Here is a 15,763-nt window from a genome sequence, read left to right as displayed (position 1 = left end):
TCTCTTCACCCTATGCCTGAGCGGCCAGGTATCCGGCGACACGGTCCCGACCGGTCAGTGATCCTGCTCGCCGATGCGGTGCAGATGCAGCAGGTTGGTCGATCCCGGGACCTGCGGCGGCGCTCCGGCGACCACCACCACGGTCGAGCCGTGTGCGACGGTGCCGTGTGTTTCGCAGAAGTCGTCGAGCTGATCGATCATCGCGTCGGTGGTCGAGGCGCGCGCCACCAGGTACGGTTCGACGCCCCAGCTCAGTGCCAGCTGGTTGCGCGTCACCTCTTCGGTGGTGAAGGTGACCAGCCGCAGCCGGGAATGCAGGCGTGCGATGCGGCGGGCGGTATCACCGGTCTCGGTGAACGCCGCGATCGCCGCGACGTCGAGCCGTTCGCCGATGTCGCGGGCCGCGTAGGTCAGGACACCGCGCTGGGTGCGCGGCACATGTTTGAGGGGCGGAACCTCGCGGGAACTCTCTTCGGCGGCCACCACGATCGAGCTCATCGTCCGGACGGTGTCGAAGGGGTACTTGCCCACCGAGGTCTCCCCGGAGAGCATCACCGCGTCGGCGCCGTCGAGCACCGCATTGGCCACGTCGGAGGCCTCGGCGCGGGTGGGTCGCGAGTTCTCGATCATCGAGTCGAGCATCTGCGTCGCCACGATCACCGGCTTGGCGTTCTCGCGGGCGATCTGGATGGCGCGTTTCTGCACCAGCGGCACCTGTTCCAGCGGCATCTCCACGCCCAGGTCCCCGCGCGCCACCATGATGGCGTCGAAGGCCAGCACGATCGCCTCGAGATTCTCAATGGCCTCGGGCTTCTCGAGTTTGGCCACCACCATCACCCGGCGCCCGACCCGGTCCATGATCTCGTGGACCAGTTCGATGTCCCCGGGGCTGCGCACGAACGACAGCGCGACCAGATCCACCCCCAGTTCCAGGGCGAACTCCAGATCGGCGATGTCCTTCTCGCTCAGCGGCGGCACCGAGATGTTCATCCCCGGAAGCGACAGGCCCTTGTGATTGCTCACCGGACCACCCTCGGTCACCCGGCACACCACGTCGTTGCCGTCGATCTCTTCGACGGTCAGTCCGACCTTGCCGTCGTCGACCAGCAGCCGATCGCCCGGTTTGGCGTCCTGCGCCAACTGCTTGTAGGTAGTGGAGACGCGATCGTGGTTGCCGATGATCTCATCGACGGTGATGCGGACCAGTTCGCCGGCTTCCCAGTCGACCATTCCGTTGGGTCGCCCGTTGTCCTCGAACCAGCCCAGGCGGATCTTGGGGCCTTGCAGGTCAGCGAGGATACCGACCGGCTTCCCAGTGGCTGCGGCAGCCTTCCGGACGCCCTCGTACACCGCCTGGTGGTCCTCGTGGCGGCCATGGCTGAAGTTCATGCGGGCGACGTCCATGCCGCTCTTCACCAGTTCGGTGATGTTCTCCAGAGAGCTGGTCGCAGGGCCGAGGGTGCAGACGATCTTGGTTCGACGGGTCACACCACCCAGGTTAGTCGCTTCGGCCGGGGCCGTCTTCTCGGCCTTGGTCGATCTGCGCGTCGCCAGCGGATTCCTCGAGGGCCTCTGTGGCCGGGGTCTCAGCAACGTCCCCCGATGCCGAGTCGGAATCGCTCGCGGGCACCGTGTCGGCGGGGACCTGAGCCACCGCGGCCGCGTCGTCTTCCAGGTCTGCCAGCCGCTCGTCGTCGCGAGTGACGATCACCAGCGAGGCGTCGTCGGCGGCGATCACCTCGCGGATCTCGATCCCGCCGGCGTCCCGGCCGGCGCCGGCGTCGACGGTGTAGATCGTCGGGATCTCCCCGTCGGCAGACTCGTCCGCTGTCGCAGCTTCCCCGGCATCCGGTGCCGGATCGGCAGCCCCCGGATCCACTTCCGGTTCGACGGTCTCCGCGGGGTCGGAGTCGCCGGCGTCGACCGGCTCGTCGTCGACGACCCGATACCGGTCCGTGGGCCCACCGAGCGCGGCCTCTCTCGACCACTGAGCGTCCTCGTCGCCGGCTTCGCCGTCTCCGGTGCCGCCGCTTTCGGTCTCGGTGTCCTCGAATCCGGGCGCGACAGCCTCGTCCGCCCCAGCCTCGTCCGCCCCAGCCTCGTCCGCTGCCGAATCCGACGCCGAATCCGACGCCGGTGTCTCGGTCGCGTCGTCCCCGGGGACTGGCGACTCGGGTTCCTCGTCGTCGATCGCCGGAGAGACGTAGCCCAGCTCTCCCTCGGCGGCCAGTTGTTCGGCCCGCTTGGGCCGGTACATCGACAGACCCATCTCCCGGCCGCGTGGTGCCAGCACAAAGTACAGCGCGGCGCACAGGAAGACGATCGCCGCGGTGAACAGGTTGATCCGCAGCCCCAGGACGTGGGTGGCCGGGTCGGTGCGCAGCATCTCCACTCCGAAGCGGCCCAGACTGTAGCCGGCCACGTAGAGCGCGAACAGGCGGCCGTGCCCGATACGGAACTTCCGGTCGATCACCACCAGGGCGATCACCACCAGCAGGTTCCAGAGCAGTTCGTACAGGAACGTCGGGTGCACCACGTAGGCGACCTCGCCGGTGGACACCCCGTTGGGCAGGGAGATGTCCCGGCGTCCGGCGTCCTGGCGCCAGTACAGTTCCAGACCCCACGGCAGCGTGGTCTGGCCGCCGTAGAGCTCCTGGTTGAAGTAGTTGCCGAGCCGGCCGATCGCCTGGGCGAGCAGGATGCCCGGCGCCAGTGCATCGGCGAACGCCGGGAGTTTGATGCCCTTCCAGTACCGGCAGCCGATCCATGCACCGATCGCGCCGAAGAAGATCGCACCCCAGATGCCCAGGCCGCCGTCCCAGATGGCGACCGCACCGCTGAGCCCGCGGCGGCCCGGCCCGCCGAAGTAGGTGCTCCAGTCGGTCAGGACGTGATAGATCCGGCCGCCGACCAGACCGAACGGCACCGCGAACAGCGCCACGTCGAGCACATCCCCGGGCTGCCCGCCGCGGGCCCGCCAGCGCCGGTCTCCCCACCAGACGGCGACGATGATGCCGACGATGATGGACAGCGCATAGGCGCGGATCGGGAACGGGCCCACGTTCCAGACGCCCTGCGGCGGACTCGGAATGTACGCCAGAAGCGTCAAATCACTCACGCGTGCCACCCTAACGGACTCGTCAGCGGGTGTTTCCGCGCACACCCTCCGCGAGTTCGGTCACCAGTTCGGCGACGGCGCCCTGCCCCTGTCCCACCGCCGAGACGATCGCCGAGCCGACGATCACGCCGTCGGCGTACTCGGCGATCTCGGCGGCCTGCGCGCCGTCGCGCACACCCAGCCCCACCCCGATCGGGATGTCGGAGTATTCGCGGACCCGCGCGCACAGCTCCGGCGCCAGATTCGACACCGAGTCCCGCGCCCCGGTCACCCCCATCGTGGAAGCGGCGTAGACGAAGCCGCGGCAGTGATCGACGGTCAGCGCGATGCGCTCCGGCGTCGACGACGGTGCGACCAGGTAGATGGGATCGATGTGGTGGGCGGCCGCAGCGGCCATCCACTCCTCCCCCTCCTCCGGAATGAGGTTGGGGGTGATCAGTCCGACCCCGCCGGCGGCGTTGAGGTCGCGGGCGAAGGCGTCCACGCCGTACCTGAGCACCAGGTTCCAGTAGCTCATCACGACCGGCTTGGCGCCGGCGGCCGCGACGGTCTCGGCGGCGGTGAAGACATCGCGCACCCGGCTGCCGTTGGCCAGCGCGAGCTGGGCGGCCTTGGCGATGGTCGGTCCGTCCATCACCGGATCGGAGTACGGGATGCCGATCTCGACGATGTCGCAGCCGGCCTCGACCATGGTCCGCAGCGTCGTCATCGACTCGTCCACCGTGGGGTAGCCGACCGGGAAATAGCCGATCAGCGCGGCGCGGTCGTCGGCGCGGCAGGCCGCGAAGGTGTCGTGCAGCCGCGACGGCGGTGCGGGCTTGGCGGTCATGCGCGCGGCTCCTTGTCGTCTGTCTGCTGCTCGGACTTCTTCTGCTCGGCCTTCTTCTGCTCGGCGTATTCGAACTCCGACGGCGGTTTGCCGAACAGTCCGAACCACTCCCCGGCGGTATCGACGTCCTTATCGCCCCGGCCGGAGAGGCTGACGACGATGATCGCATCGGGGCCCAGTTCGCGGCCCAATTCCACCGCTCCGGCGACCGCATGTGCCGACTCGATCGCCGGGATGATGCCCTCGCGCCGGGACAACAGCGCCAGGGCCTCCATCGCCTGCGCGTCGGTGATCGGCCGGTACTGCGCGCGGCCGGTATCTTTCAGATGCGCGTGTTCGGGGCCGACGCCGGGATAGTCCAGGCCGGCGGAGATGGAATGGGATTCGATGGTCTGCCCGTCCTCGTCCTGCAACAGGTACGAGTAGGCGCCCTGGAAGGCACCCGGGGTGCCCCCGGTGAACGTGGCCGCATGCCGACCGCTGTCCACACCCTCGCCGGCAGCTTCCATCCCGATCAGCTGCACCTGCGCGTCATCGATGAAGGGGTGGAAGATACCGATGGCGTTGGAGCCGCCGCCGACACAGGCGACCACGGCGTCGGGCAGCCGGCCGGTCTTCTCCAGGATCTGGGCCCGGGCCTCCATGCCGATGACACGCTGCAGATCGCGCACCATCATCGGGAACGGGTGCGGGCCGGCCGCGGTACCGAAGCAGTAGTAGGTGGTGTCAGCGTTGCTCACCCAGTCGCGCAGAGCCTCGTTGATGGCGTCCTTAAGGGTGGCCGATCCGGTCTCGACGGCCACCACATCGGCGCCCAGCAGCCGCATCCGGGCCACGTTCAGTGCCTGCCGTTCGGTATCGACGCGGCCCATGTAGATGACGCATTCCAGTCCGAGCAGCGCGCAGGCGGTGGCCGTGGCGACACCGTGCTGGCCGGCGCCGGTCTCGGCGATGACCCGGGTCTTGCCCATCCGCTTCGCCAACAGCGCCTGACCCAGGACGTTGTTGATCTTGTGTGAACCGGTGTGGTTCAGATCCTCCCGCTTGAGGAAGATCCGGGCGCCGCCGGCGACCTCCGACAGGCGCGTCGCCTCATACAGCGGCGACGGGCGGCCGGTGTAGTCGCGGGCCAGAGCATCGAGTTCGGCGAAGAACTCGTCGTCGTTGCGCAGCTTCTCGTAGGTCGTCGTCGTTTCTTCGATGACGGCCATCAGGGCTTCGGGTACGTGCCGTCCGCCGTAGACACCCCAGTGCCCGAGTTCATCGGGGCCCAGCGGTGAACGCTGGGCGATGCCGTCGCTGGCACGGGGAAAACGGTTCTGCGTCACGCCGGTGTTGCCCTTCGGTGAGTCGGTGATCCTCGGGTGTGGCGGGATCCTTCGGTGTGGCGGGCCCCGTCGCCGAGACGATGGCCCCGCGGTGGGTCAGTGCGAAGGTTTGGGGCACGACGGATGCGTGCCGGCGGTCACCAGATCCGAGACCGCCTGGCGCGGATCGCCGCTGGTGACCAGGCCCTCACCGACCAGCACGGCGTCGGCGCCGGCACCGGCGTAGGCCAGCAGATCGGCGGGACCGCGCACACCGGACTCGGCGATCTTGATGCACTTGGACGGCAGTCCGGGTGCGATGCGACCGAAGCAGTCCCGGTCCACCTCGAGTGTCTTCAGGTTGCGCGCGTTCACACCGATCACGGTGGCGCCGGCTTCCAGTGCCCGGTCGGCTTCCTCTTCGGTGTGCACCTCGACCAGAGCAGTCATGCCGAGCGACTCGGTGCGGTCGAGCAGGGAGACCAGTGCCTTCTGCTCCAGTGCGGCCACGATCAGCAGGATCACGTCGGCGCCGTGCGCGCGGGCCTCGTGAATCTGGTACGGCCCGACGATGAAGTCCTTGCGCAGGATCGGGATGTCCACGGCCGCGCGGACCGCATCCAGATCTGCCAGGCTGCCGTGGAAACGACGCTCCTCGGTCAGGACACTGATGATCCGGGCGCCGCCGGCCTCGTAGGCGCGGGCCAGATCGGCCGGATCAGCGATATTGGCCAACTCGCCCTTGGAGGGGCTGGCGCGCTTGACCTCGGCGATGACACCGATTCCCGGCTGCAGCAGGGCCGCGGTGGCATCGCGGGGTGGGGCGGCGGCCTCGGCCGCCTTCTTCACCGCGGCCAGATCGAGAACTGCCTCGCGCGCCGCGACGTCAGCCTTGACTCCCTCGATGATCGAGTCGAGAACCGTGCCGCCAGTCACTGGAGCCGTCCCTTCCACATTGTTGCCGTCAACTGTGACCCTCAGCCTAGAGACCCGTCTGGACGCGCCGACGCTCAGGGTCGCTCGTCGGTCGGGTCGACGCCCTCGTCGAGGGCATCCCAGAACTCGCGTTCGGTGGGAGCCGCTGCGGCATCGGCGATCCGGGCATCCCGCTCGGCGAAGACCCGCTGCTCCAGTTCGGCACGGCGCGCCGCCGGCGAAGCGTACTTCGACGACATCTTGACTCCGCCCGCAGCCGACCGCGCCATCATGAAAGCACCGATCACCGCGCACACCGCAGCAGTCAGCGTCACCAGACCGGCGCCGCCGGAGGTGGTGACCGCCACCACCTCGTAGCGGGCCGGATAGTCGATCACCTCGGCGGCGTACAGATTGTTGTCGCCGCTGCTCAGCAGCGAGATCGCCGGGACCGCCACGGCCACACCGCCCAACGCGATCAGCGCCGCCACCACCCGCAGCCACACGCCGTGCAGCACGAACTGCACGGCGAGGGCAGCCAGGAAGAACAGCGCGATCGCCAGCAGCCAGGGGCTCCAGTCCGCCCCGAGAACATCGAAGATGCGTGGCGCACCGAGGCCGTCCTCGGCATAGACCTGCGCCCAGGTCATCCGCGAGGCGGCCCACAGCAGGGCCGCCGCGGCGATCAGGAAGATCGCGGCGACACCCTGCGCCCGCCGACCGGGCCGAACCGCTGATTCGCCGGCCGCCGTCGGGTCGGCAGCGGTCTGACCGGCGGGGTCATCACCGCGGGGAGTGTCACCGGCGGGATTGTCAGGGTTCACGGTCGCTCTCCTACCGGGGTCATGGTGCCCGCTGCGGCGATCGCCTTGAGGACCGCCATCGCCTTGTTGCGGGCTTCGTTGAACTCGTATTCGGCGTCGCTGTCAGCCACCACGCCACCGCCGGCCTGGACGAAGGCCCGGCCCTCGGTCATCAGGGCGGTGCGGATCGCGATCGCGGTGTCGGCGTCGCCGGCGAAGTCCAGATAGCCGACGATGCCGCCGTACAGGCCGCGCCGGGTGATCTCGTTCTCGTCGATCAGTGCCATCGCCCGTACTTTCGGTGCGCCGGTCAAGGTGCCGGCCGGAAAACAGGCGGTCACCGCATCCAGGGCTTGGCATTCGTCGCGCAGCTGCCCCGACACCGTCGAGACCAGGTGCATCACGTGGCTGTATCGCTCAACGCGCCGATAGTCGGTGACCCGCACCGTGCCGGGTTCGCAGACCCGGCCCAGATCGTTGCGGCCCAGATCCACCAGCATCAGGTGCTCGGAGTTCTCCTTCTCGTCCTCCAACAGCCCCTTGGCCAGCAGCTGGTCTTCCTCCTCGGTGGCTCCGCGCCAGCGGGTCCCGGCGATCGGATGGGTGGTGGCCGTCCCGTCGGAGACCGTCACCAGCGCCTCCGGCGAGGAGCCGACGATGCTGAACGGCCGGGCCCCCACGCCGGTGTCTCCGATCCCGGGCAGCCGCAGCAGGTACATGTACGGGCTCGGATTGGACGCGCGCAGCACCCGGTAGACGTCGATCGGGTCGGCGTCGGTGGCCATCTCGAAGCGCATCGACGGCACCACCTGGAAGGCCTCGCCGGCCTCGATCTGCTCCACCAGTCCGGCCACGATCTGCCGGTAGTCCTCCAGCGAACGCTGGCTGGTGTAGTCCGGTTCGGGCCGCGAGAAGCTCGACACCGTCGAGGGTGCCGGCGCGGCCAGCGCCGCCGTCATCGCATCCAGGCGTGCGACGGCATCGTGGTAGGCCTGCTCGGCGCGCGCATCGCTGCCGTCGAAGTTGATCGCGTTGGCGATCAGCGTGATGGTGCCCTCATGGTGATCGAAGGCGGCCAAGTCTGCCACCAGCAGCCAGCACATATCGGGCAGACCGAGATCGTCGACGGTGGTCTCGGGCAGTCGTTCCAGCCGGCGCACGAAATCGTAGGCCATGAAGCCGACGAAACCGCCGGTCAGCGGCGGCAAGCCGGGGAGGTGATCGGTTTTGAGCAGACGCAGCGACTCGGCCAGGGCGGCCAGTGGATCACCGTCGGTCGGTGCGCCCTGCGGCACGGTCCCCCACCAGTGCGTCTGGCCGTCGACGACGGTCAGCGCCGACGGCGATCCCGCGCCGATGAAACTCCACCGCGACCACGACTGGCCGTTCTGCGCCGATTCGAGCAGGAAGGTGCCCTCCCGCTCGCCGGCCAGTTTGCGGTACGCCGACAGCGGCGTCTCCGAATCGGCGAGGAGCCGGCGGGTCACCGGCACGACGCGGTGATCGGCCGCCAACTCGAGGAAGACCTCGAGGGTGGTCGTCTCCGGTCCGGTTCCGGCGCTGGGCGACGACGAGGCACTCATCCCAGCGGAACCCCGCCGACGCCCCACTGGGTGCGCGGGACCTCGGTGATGGTGACCCACACCGAATCCGGATTCTTACCGGTGGCGCGCGCATAGGCTTCGGTCACTGCGGCGATGGTCTCGTTCTTGACCCGGTCGGACAGACCCGGGGTCTGGGAGATCTGGATCAGCGGCATGGCTGCGTCCTTCCTCTAGTCGGTCTGGGGGTGAGGGCTGTGATCGGTGTCGACCGGTACCCCGAACTCCAGCGGCGGGGTGTCAAAACAGCTGTGGTTGCCGGTGTGGCAGGCCGCCCCGGTCTGGTCGACCGTCAACAGCAGCGTATCGCCGTCGCAGTCGAGGGCGATCTCGTGCACGTACTGGACGTGTCCGCTGGTCTCCCCCTTGACCCACTGCTGCCCGCGCGAACGCGAATAGTAGGTGGCGCGGCGGGTGGCCAGCGTGCGCTCGAGGGCCTCGTCGTCCATCCAGGCCATCATCAGGACCCGGCCGGTCCCGCGTTCCTGGGCGATGGCGGCGAACAGGCCGTCCGCATTGCGTTTGAGTCCGGCGGCGAGGTGGTCGGGCAGTGCCATGTGATGTCCTGTCTGAGATGTCCGGTCGCGTGGCCGCCTGATGACCACAACGCTACGGTGTACCGCAGGTCCGGGGCGGTGTCGGGTCTAGTCGTGTGCGGTGCGGACCGTGATGCCTTCGGCGGCCATGGCGTCCTTGACCTGACCGACGGTCAGCTCTCCGAAGTGGAAGACCGAGGCGGCCAGCACGGCATCGGCGCCGGCGGCGACCGCCGGCGGGAAGTCCGCGGCCTTCCCCGCCCCGCCGCTGGCGATGATCGGGATCGAGACCGCCGACCGCACGGCCCGCAGCATCGCCAGATCGAAACCTTCTTTGGTGCCGTCGGCGTCCATCGAGTTCAGCAGGATCTCACCGACCCCGAGCTCTTCCCCGCGGCGGGCCCATTCGACCGCATCGATTCCGGTGCCCCGGCGGCCGCCATGTGTGGTGACCTCCCAGCCCGAGGTGGTCGGCTCCTGCCCCGCGGGAACCGTGCGCGCGTCGACCGACAGCACGATGCACTGGGACCCGAACCGCCGGCTCATCTCTTCGAGTACCTCGGGCCGGGCGATGGCCGCGGTGTTGACGCTGACCTTGTCGGCCCCCGACCGCAGCATCAGGTCGACGTCGTCGACGGTGCGGATCCCGCCGCCGACGGTGAGCGGGATGAAGATCTGGTCGGCGGCCGCGCGCACCACGTCGACCATCGTGGCCCGGCCCGAGCTGGAGGCGGTCACATCCAGGAAGGTCAGCTCGTCGGCGCCTTCGGCGTCGTAGCGGGCGGCCAGTTCCACCGGGTCGCCGGCGTCGCGCAGATTCGCGAAATTGACGCCTTTCACCACCCGGCCGCCGTCGACGTCCAGGCACGGAATCACTCGTACGGCCAGGCTCATGGGTTACACCTCTCGGTCGGTTCGGTCTTGGAGACGATCATGCCCGCCGGCGGGGCGGCCGCGCACGGCGGCGCCTCACGGCGGAAAGGTCAGGGTGCGCGGCAGCGGCCATTCTCCGCCGGAGAGCACGTCCAGCAGTTCGGCGTGCACGCCCGGTTCGCCGGTCACCAACGACGCCGTCGCAGTGGTCCACGGGCGGCCGAAGATGTCGGTGGCCACTCCACCGGCGGCCCGCACCAGCACCGCCCCGGCGGCGTGATCCCACGGGTGGCGGCCGTAGGAGATCGCCCCGGCCAGGTGTCCGGCGGCCACGTAGGCCATATCGAAACCGGTGCACCCGTGGATGCGGATGCGCGCGTCGCGGCGGGCGATCTGGTCCTGCACCCACGCCCGTTCGGCCCCGGGGAAGATCCCGCGGGCGTCGGCCCGGGAGGAGGAGTAGCCGATGGCCGCCGAGTGCAGCCCGGGCAGCTCCGAGATCGGCGAGGTCGCCGGCTGCCCGTCGATCAGCAGCGGGCCGCCGCGGTAGGCCGCGAAGCGTTGCCCGAGCCGGGGCACCCAGGTCAGTCCGATCACCGGCTCGGCGTCGACCACCAGCGCCACCAGCATCGCGGTCATCGGCAGGCCGATGGAGTAGTTGAAGGTGCCGTCGATGGGGTCGACCAGCCACACGGCACCGGCGGTCGGGTCCGGTCCGCCGAACTCCTCGCCGTGGACACGGATTCCGGTGCGGCCCTCCAATTCCCGTTGGAAGTACCGCTCCAGCGTCAGATCCATTTCGGTGGCGAAATCGGTGCCGCCCTTGGCGATCGCGCTGGGCGCGCCTGCACCGGCCAGGAATTCCGGGGTCGCCGCGTCGAGGATCTCCACCGCCACGGCCAGCAGGCCGGGCAGGTCGAGGCCGACGCCGTCGGTCATGGTGTGGCGGCGACGGCCGCCAGCGCTTCGGGCAGAGTGAACCGGCCCGCATACAGGGCCTTACCGATGATGGCGCCCTCGATGCCCAGCGGCACGAGTTCGGCGATGGCCACCAGGTCGGCCAATTCGGAGATGCCGCCGGAGGCCACGACCGGGGCGTCGGTGCGCCGGGCGACCTCTTCGAGCAGTTCCAGGTTGGGACCGGTCAGGGTTCCGTCCTTGCTCACATCGGTGACCACGTAACGGGCGCATCCGTCGTTGTTCAGCCGGTCCAGCACCTCCCAGATCTCGCCGCCTTCGGTGACCCAGCCGCGCCCGCGCACCCGGTACACACCGGCCTCATCGCGCAGTACGTCCAGTCCGACGGCGATCTTCTCGCCGTGTTCGGCGATCGCCTTGGCGCACCACTGGGGATCCTCGATGGCCGCAGTGCCCAGGTTGACCCGGGTGCAGCCGGTGGCGAGCACCGCGGCCAGGGAGGCGTCGTCGCGGATGCCGCCGGACAGTTCCAGCTTCAGGTTCAGTTCCGCGGCCACCTGTGCGATCAGTGCGCGGTTGTCGCCGCGGCCGAAAGCCGCATCCAGGTCCACCATGTGGATCCATTCGGCGCCGTCACGCTCCCACGCCAGCGCCGCATCGCGCGGGGTGCCGTAGGAGGTCTCCGAACCGGCAGCACCCTGCACCAGTCGGACGGCCTGACCGTCGACGATGTCGACGGCAGGCAGGAGTTCCAGGGTCTGCGCCACGGTGGGCCTCACTTCTCTCGCTTCTTGTCTTTGAGCCGGTCGATCTCGGCCTGCACGTGCCGGAGTTCATGACGGGCGACCAGCACCATCACCACAATCATCACCAGCAGGGCGCCGACGGCGATCCCCAGGGCCACGGTGGTGTGCTCCTGTGCGGTCCACCAGATGAACGGCACCGCCACCGCCAGCACCAGGACCGCGGCGCCCAGCGAACGGGCGATCAGCCGTCCGAACGAGAAGTTGTCGGCGGCATCGGCATCGGCGTCGCGGTTCACAGCGACCGGACCCAGTTGTGCAACAGCGTCGCACCGACATCACCGGACTTCTCCGGATGGAACTGTGTCGCCCACAGCGGACCGTTCTCCACCGCCGCCACGAACGGCGCACCGTAGTCGGTCCAGGCCAGCTTCGGGGCGGTCAACGGCGATCCGGTCGAGTCCATCGTCCACTCCTGGACGGCATAGGAATGGACGAAGTAGAACCGCGCATCGGCATCGAGTCCGGCGAACATCTGCGAGTCCGCGGGCTGGGCGGTGGTGTTCCAGCCCATGTGCGGCAGCACCGGGGCCGGCAGCCGAGTCACCGTGCCGGGCCACTCGCCGCACCCCTGCGTCTGGACACCGAATTCGTCGCCGGTCTCGAACAGCACCTGCATACCCACGCAGATGCCCAGGACCGGGCGTCCGCCGGCCAGCCGCCGGCCGATGATGCGGTCGCCGCCGACCGCGCGCAGACCCTGCATGCAGGCGGCGAAGGCACCGACGCCGGGCACCAGCAGTCCGTCGGCGGCCAGGGCGGCCTGGAAGTCGGTGGTGACCTCCACCTCGGCGCCGGCCCGCTCGAGCGCGCGCTGCGCCGAACGGACGTTCCCGGATCCGTAGTCGAGGAGAACGACGCGGGGTCGCCCCGTCACAGAGTTCCCTTGGTCGACGGGATCCCGGTGATCCGCGGATCCGGTTCGACGGCCGCGCGCAGGGCACGGGCGACGGCTTTGAACTCTGCTTCGGTGATGTGGTGCGGATCGCGGCCGTAGAGCACTCGCACATGCAGCGCGATCCGGGCGTTGAGCGCCAGCGACTCCCAGACGTGCTGGTTGATGACGGTCGCGTACGCGGTGACCGGTCCCTTGTCACTGCCGGAGTAGCCGCCGATCACGGTGGTCAGCATCTGGTCGGGTTCGCCGGTGAACACACAGTACGGACGGCCGGAGACGTCGACGATCGCCTGCGCGAGCGTCTCGTCCATCGGGATCCAGGCGTCACCGAAGCGGCGGATGCCCCGTTTGTCGCCGAGGGCTTCGGCGATCGCCTGGCCGAGCACGATCATCGTGTCCTCGACGGTGTGGTGCGCCTCGATCTCGATATCGCCGACCGCCTGCACGGTCAGATCGAAACCGCCGTGCGCGCCGAAGGCGGTCAGCATGTGGTCGAAGAACGGCACCCGGGTGGAGATGTCGGTCTTGCCGGTGCCGTCCAGATCGATCTCGACGACGATCGACGATTCGCGCGTGGTCCGCTCGATGCGGGCGATGCGACTCATGCCAGGGCCTTTCGGTCGGTTGCCGCCAGGTTGCGGCTGACATCGAGGAAGACGTCGTTCTCGGCGGGCAATCCTATCGTCGCACGCAGGCGATGCGCGATGCCGACGTCGCGGATGAGCACGCCGTGGTCGAGGTAGTGCTGCCAGCTGGCGGGTGCATCGGCGAAATCGCCGAACAGGATGAAGTTGGCGTCCGAGGGCACCACGTCGTACCCCATCCCGGTCAGGGCGGCCACCACGCGGCGGCGTTCAGCGACGATCGCCGCGACCCCGGCCAGTGTCTCGGTGCTGTGCCGCAGCGCTACGCGGGCGGCGGCCTGGGTGAGCACCGACAGGTGGTACGGCAGCCGCACCAACTGCAGCGCATCGATCATCGCCGGTGCCGCCGCGAGGTAGCCGAGTCTGCCACCGGCGAAGGCGAAGGCCTTGCTCATGGTGCGCGAGACGATCAGCTTGGCCGGATACTCGTCGATCAGGGTCACCGCACTGGGCTGGTCGGAGAACTCTCCGTAGGCCTCGTCGACGATCACGATGCCCGGTGCAGCCTCCAGGACGCGACGCAGATCATCGATGGTGATCGAACCGCCGGTCGGATTGTTCGGCGAGGTCACGAAGACCACATCCGGCGCCCGCGCCGTGATCTCGCCGAGCGCATACTCCACGTCCAGACTGAAATCGGCGGCCCGCTTCGCATCGAGCCAGGTGGTCTGCGTGCCGTCGGAGATGATCGGGTGCATCGAATACGACGGCGTGAAGCCCAGGGCGCTGCGGCCGGGCCCGCCGAAGGCCTGCAGGACCTGCTGCAGGATCTCGTTGGATCCGTTGGCCGCCCACAGATTCTGGTAGGTCAGCTCCACCCCGGTGATCTCGCCGAGGTAGTCGGCCAGGTCGGTGCGCAGGGCCACCGCGTCACGGTCGGGATAGCGGTGCAGTGCCCCGGCGCAGTCACGGACGGCCTCGGCGATGTCGTCGACGAGGGCCTGACTCGGCGGGTGCGGGTTCTCGTTGGTGTTGAGCACCACCGACACCGGCAGCTGCGGTGCCCCGTACGGGCTCTTCCCGCGCAGGTCGTCCCTGATCGGCAGCTCGGCCAGCGTCGTATCGCGGCCCGGTGTGCTCATCGGGCACCCCCGAACCGTGCCTGGACGGCTTCGCCGTGGGCGGGCAGGTCTTCGGCCTGCGCCAGGGTGACCACCCGGTCGGCGATATCGGCGAGCGCATCGCGGTCGTAGTCGATCACGTGCACCCCGCGCAGGAAGCTCTGCACCGACAGTCCCGAGGAGTAGCGTGCCGACCCCGAGGTGGGCAGTACATGGTTGGACCCGGCGCAGTAGTCGCCCAGGCTCACCGGCGAATAGGGGCCGACGAAGATCGCCCCGGCACTGGTGACACGGTCGGCCACCGCCTGGGCATCGCGGGTCATGATCTCCAGGTGCTCGGCGGCGTAGGCGTCGACCACCCGCAGACCGGTCTCGAGGTCGTCGACCAGGACGATGCCCGACTGGGGTCCGCTCAGTGCGGCGGCGACCCGCTCGGCGTGTTTGGTGGCGGCGGCCTGTTCGGCGACGGCCGCATCCACGGCATCGGCCAGCCCGGCGCTGTCGGTGACCAGCACCGACGCGGCCAGGACGTCGTGTTCGGCCTGGCTGATCATGTCGGCGGCGACGACGGCCGGATCGGCGGAGTCGTCGGCCAGGATCGCGATCTCGGTGGGTCCGGCCTCCGAGTCGATGCCGACCACCCCGCGCACCAGGCGTTTGGCCGCGGTCACGTAGATGTTGCCGGGCCCGGTGATCAGGTCGACCGGGTCCAGCTCGCGCCCGTCGGTGTCGGTGCCGCCGTAGGCCAGCAGCGCCACGCCCTGGGCCCCGCCGACCGCCCAGACCTCGTCGACGCCCAACAGCGCACAGGCGGCCAGCACCGTCGGGTGCGGCCAGCCACCGAAATCCGCCTGCGCCGGTGAGGCGACCACCAGCGAACCGACACCGGCCTCCTGGGCCGGGACCACGTTCATCACCACCGACGAGGGATAGACCGCGTTTCCGCCGGGAACGTACAGGCCCACGCGCCCGACGGGAATCCACTTCTCGGCGACGCTGCCGCCGGGGACCACCTGGGTCACGGTGGTCTGCCGCCGCTGCGCCGCGTGGACCAGCCGTGCCCGGCGGATCGCCTCCTCCAGTGCGGCGGCGACCTGCGGATCCAGCTGCCGGCGGGCATCGGCGATGACCTCGGCCGGGACCCGCACCGACGCGGGCCGGACCTTGTCGAACTGTGCGGTGTAGTCCAGTGCCGCCTGGGCCCCGTGTTCGGCGACCGCCTCCACCACCGGTGTGACCACCGGCAGGACGGAGTTGATGTCGGTGCCACCGCGCGGCAGGGCACGACGCAGCTGGCTCAGCGTGACGTCGGCGCCGCGCAGGTCGGTTCTGGCGAGCATGAAACGGATACTCCAGTTCTGGACGCAAATGTGTACCCGTCCAGGATATGCGGTGATCGCCAGATGATTTCGTGCGCACCGCCGCGCTGAGACCCAGACCTCATGCGAAAGGCCAGC

At 69.3% G+C, this 15,763-nt stretch carries 17 protein-coding genes; all 17 read right to left on the bottom strand.

The genetic code is table 11. The features are described 5' to 3' along the window. Positions 1–54: 54 nt before the first annotated feature. Positions 55–1,488 (bottom strand): pyruvate kinase, encoded by a 1,434-nt coding sequence (gene pyk, locus GOHSU_RS00585; protein WP_005935206.1) that lies wholly within the window; start codon positions 1,486–1,488, stop codon positions 55–57. A 10-nt stretch (positions 1,489–1,498) separates the two neighbouring features. Continuing rightward, positions 1,499–3,118: a prolipoprotein diacylglyceryl transferase gene (lgt, locus tag GOHSU_RS00580; protein WP_005935204.1), complete on the bottom strand. Its 1,620-nt coding sequence runs from the start codon at positions 3,116–3,118 to the stop codon at positions 1,499–1,501. A 22-nt stretch (positions 3,119–3,140) separates the two neighbouring features. After that, positions 3,141–3,947 (bottom strand): tryptophan synthase subunit alpha, encoded by an 807-nt coding sequence (gene trpA, locus GOHSU_RS00575; RefSeq protein ID WP_005935202.1) that lies wholly within the window; start codon positions 3,945–3,947, stop codon positions 3,141–3,143. Then, a complete protein-coding gene (gene trpB / locus GOHSU_RS00570; RefSeq protein WP_005935199.1) occupies positions 3,944–5,275 on the bottom strand; it encodes a tryptophan synthase subunit beta in 1,332 nt (443 codons plus the stop codon). The genes trpA and trpB overlap by 4 nt, the downstream gene beginning before the upstream one ends. 96 nt (positions 5,276–5,371) lie before the next feature. Continuing rightward, positions 5,372–6,190, bottom strand: coding sequence for an indole-3-glycerol phosphate synthase TrpC (gene trpC / locus GOHSU_RS00565; RefSeq protein WP_005935197.1), 819 nt, complete (start codon positions 6,188–6,190; stop codon positions 5,372–5,374). A gap of 74 nt (positions 6,191–6,264) precedes the next feature. After that, the gene (locus GOHSU_RS00560; RefSeq protein WP_005935195.1) at positions 6,265–6,993 is read right to left on the bottom strand and encodes a TIGR02234 family membrane protein; all 729 of its coding nucleotides are present in this window, start codon (positions 6,991–6,993) and stop codon (positions 6,265–6,267) included. Further along, positions 6,990–8,555 (bottom strand): anthranilate synthase component I, encoded by a 1,566-nt coding sequence (locus GOHSU_RS00555; RefSeq protein ID WP_005935193.1) that lies wholly within the window; start codon positions 8,553–8,555, stop codon positions 6,990–6,992. Before GOHSU_RS00555 ends, GOHSU_RS00560 begins: the two co-directional genes overlap by 4 nt. Beyond that, entirely contained in the window at positions 8,552–8,731 is a 180-nt protein-coding gene (locus tag GOHSU_RS00550; protein WP_005935191.1) for a tautomerase family protein, read from the bottom strand. The genes GOHSU_RS00555 and GOHSU_RS00550 overlap by 4 nt, the downstream gene beginning before the upstream one ends. A 15-nt stretch (positions 8,732–8,746) precedes the next feature. Beyond that, positions 8,747–9,130 carry a phosphoribosyl-AMP cyclohydrolase gene (gene hisI, locus GOHSU_RS00545; protein ID WP_005935189.1) on the bottom strand — a complete coding sequence of 128 codons (384 nt, stop codon included), beginning with the start codon at positions 9,128–9,130 and terminating at the stop codon, positions 8,747–8,749. 87 nt (positions 9,131–9,217) lie between these two features. Then, positions 9,218–10,003 (bottom strand): imidazole glycerol phosphate synthase subunit HisF, encoded by a 786-nt coding sequence (hisF, locus tag GOHSU_RS00540; protein ID WP_005935187.1) that lies wholly within the window; start codon positions 10,001–10,003, stop codon positions 9,218–9,220. A gap of 75 nt (positions 10,004–10,078) precedes the next feature. After that, entirely contained in the window at positions 10,079–10,921 is an 843-nt protein-coding gene (locus GOHSU_RS00535) for an inositol monophosphatase family protein (protein ID WP_005935185.1), read from the bottom strand. Further along, positions 10,918–11,667 (bottom strand): bifunctional 1-(5-phosphoribosyl)-5-((5-phosphoribosylamino)methylideneamino)imidazole-4-carboxamide isomerase/phosphoribosylanthranilate isomerase PriA, encoded by a 750-nt coding sequence (gene priA, locus GOHSU_RS00530; protein ID WP_024332664.1) that lies wholly within the window; start codon positions 11,665–11,667, stop codon positions 10,918–10,920. The genes GOHSU_RS00535 and priA overlap by 4 nt, the downstream gene beginning before the upstream one ends. An 8-nt stretch (positions 11,668–11,675) precedes the next feature. Further along, a complete protein-coding gene (locus GOHSU_RS00525; protein WP_005935180.1) occupies positions 11,676–11,942 on the bottom strand; it encodes a hypothetical protein in 267 nt (88 codons plus the stop codon). Next, a complete protein-coding gene (gene hisH / locus GOHSU_RS00520) occupies positions 11,939–12,580 on the bottom strand; it encodes an imidazole glycerol phosphate synthase subunit HisH (protein ID WP_005935178.1) in 642 nt (213 codons plus the stop codon). The genes GOHSU_RS00525 and hisH overlap by 4 nt, the downstream gene beginning before the upstream one ends. Next, the gene (gene hisB / locus GOHSU_RS00515; RefSeq protein ID WP_005935176.1) at positions 12,577–13,206 is read right to left on the bottom strand and encodes an imidazoleglycerol-phosphate dehydratase HisB; all 630 of its coding nucleotides are present in this window, start codon (positions 13,204–13,206) and stop codon (positions 12,577–12,579) included. The genes hisH and hisB overlap by 4 nt, the downstream gene beginning before the upstream one ends. Beyond that, positions 13,203–14,327, bottom strand: a complete 1,125-nt coding sequence (locus GOHSU_RS00510) for a histidinol-phosphate transaminase (RefSeq protein WP_005935174.1) — start codon at positions 14,325–14,327, stop codon at positions 13,203–13,205. The genes hisB and GOHSU_RS00510 overlap by 4 nt, the downstream gene beginning before the upstream one ends. Beyond that, complete coding sequence (gene hisD / locus GOHSU_RS00505) at positions 14,324–15,646, bottom strand: histidinol dehydrogenase (RefSeq protein ID WP_005935172.1); 1,323 nt, start codon at positions 15,644–15,646, stop codon at positions 14,324–14,326. Before hisD ends, GOHSU_RS00510 begins: the two co-directional genes overlap by 4 nt. Between the last annotated feature and the right edge of the window lie 117 nt (positions 15,647–15,763).

The organism is Gordonia hirsuta DSM 44140 = NBRC 16056 (assembly GCF_000333015.1).
In the GTDB taxonomy this organism is placed as follows: Bacteria; Actinomycetota; Actinomycetes; order Mycobacteriales; family Mycobacteriaceae; genus Gordonia; species Gordonia hirsuta.
This window is presented reverse-complemented; position numbering and strand designations above follow the sequence as displayed.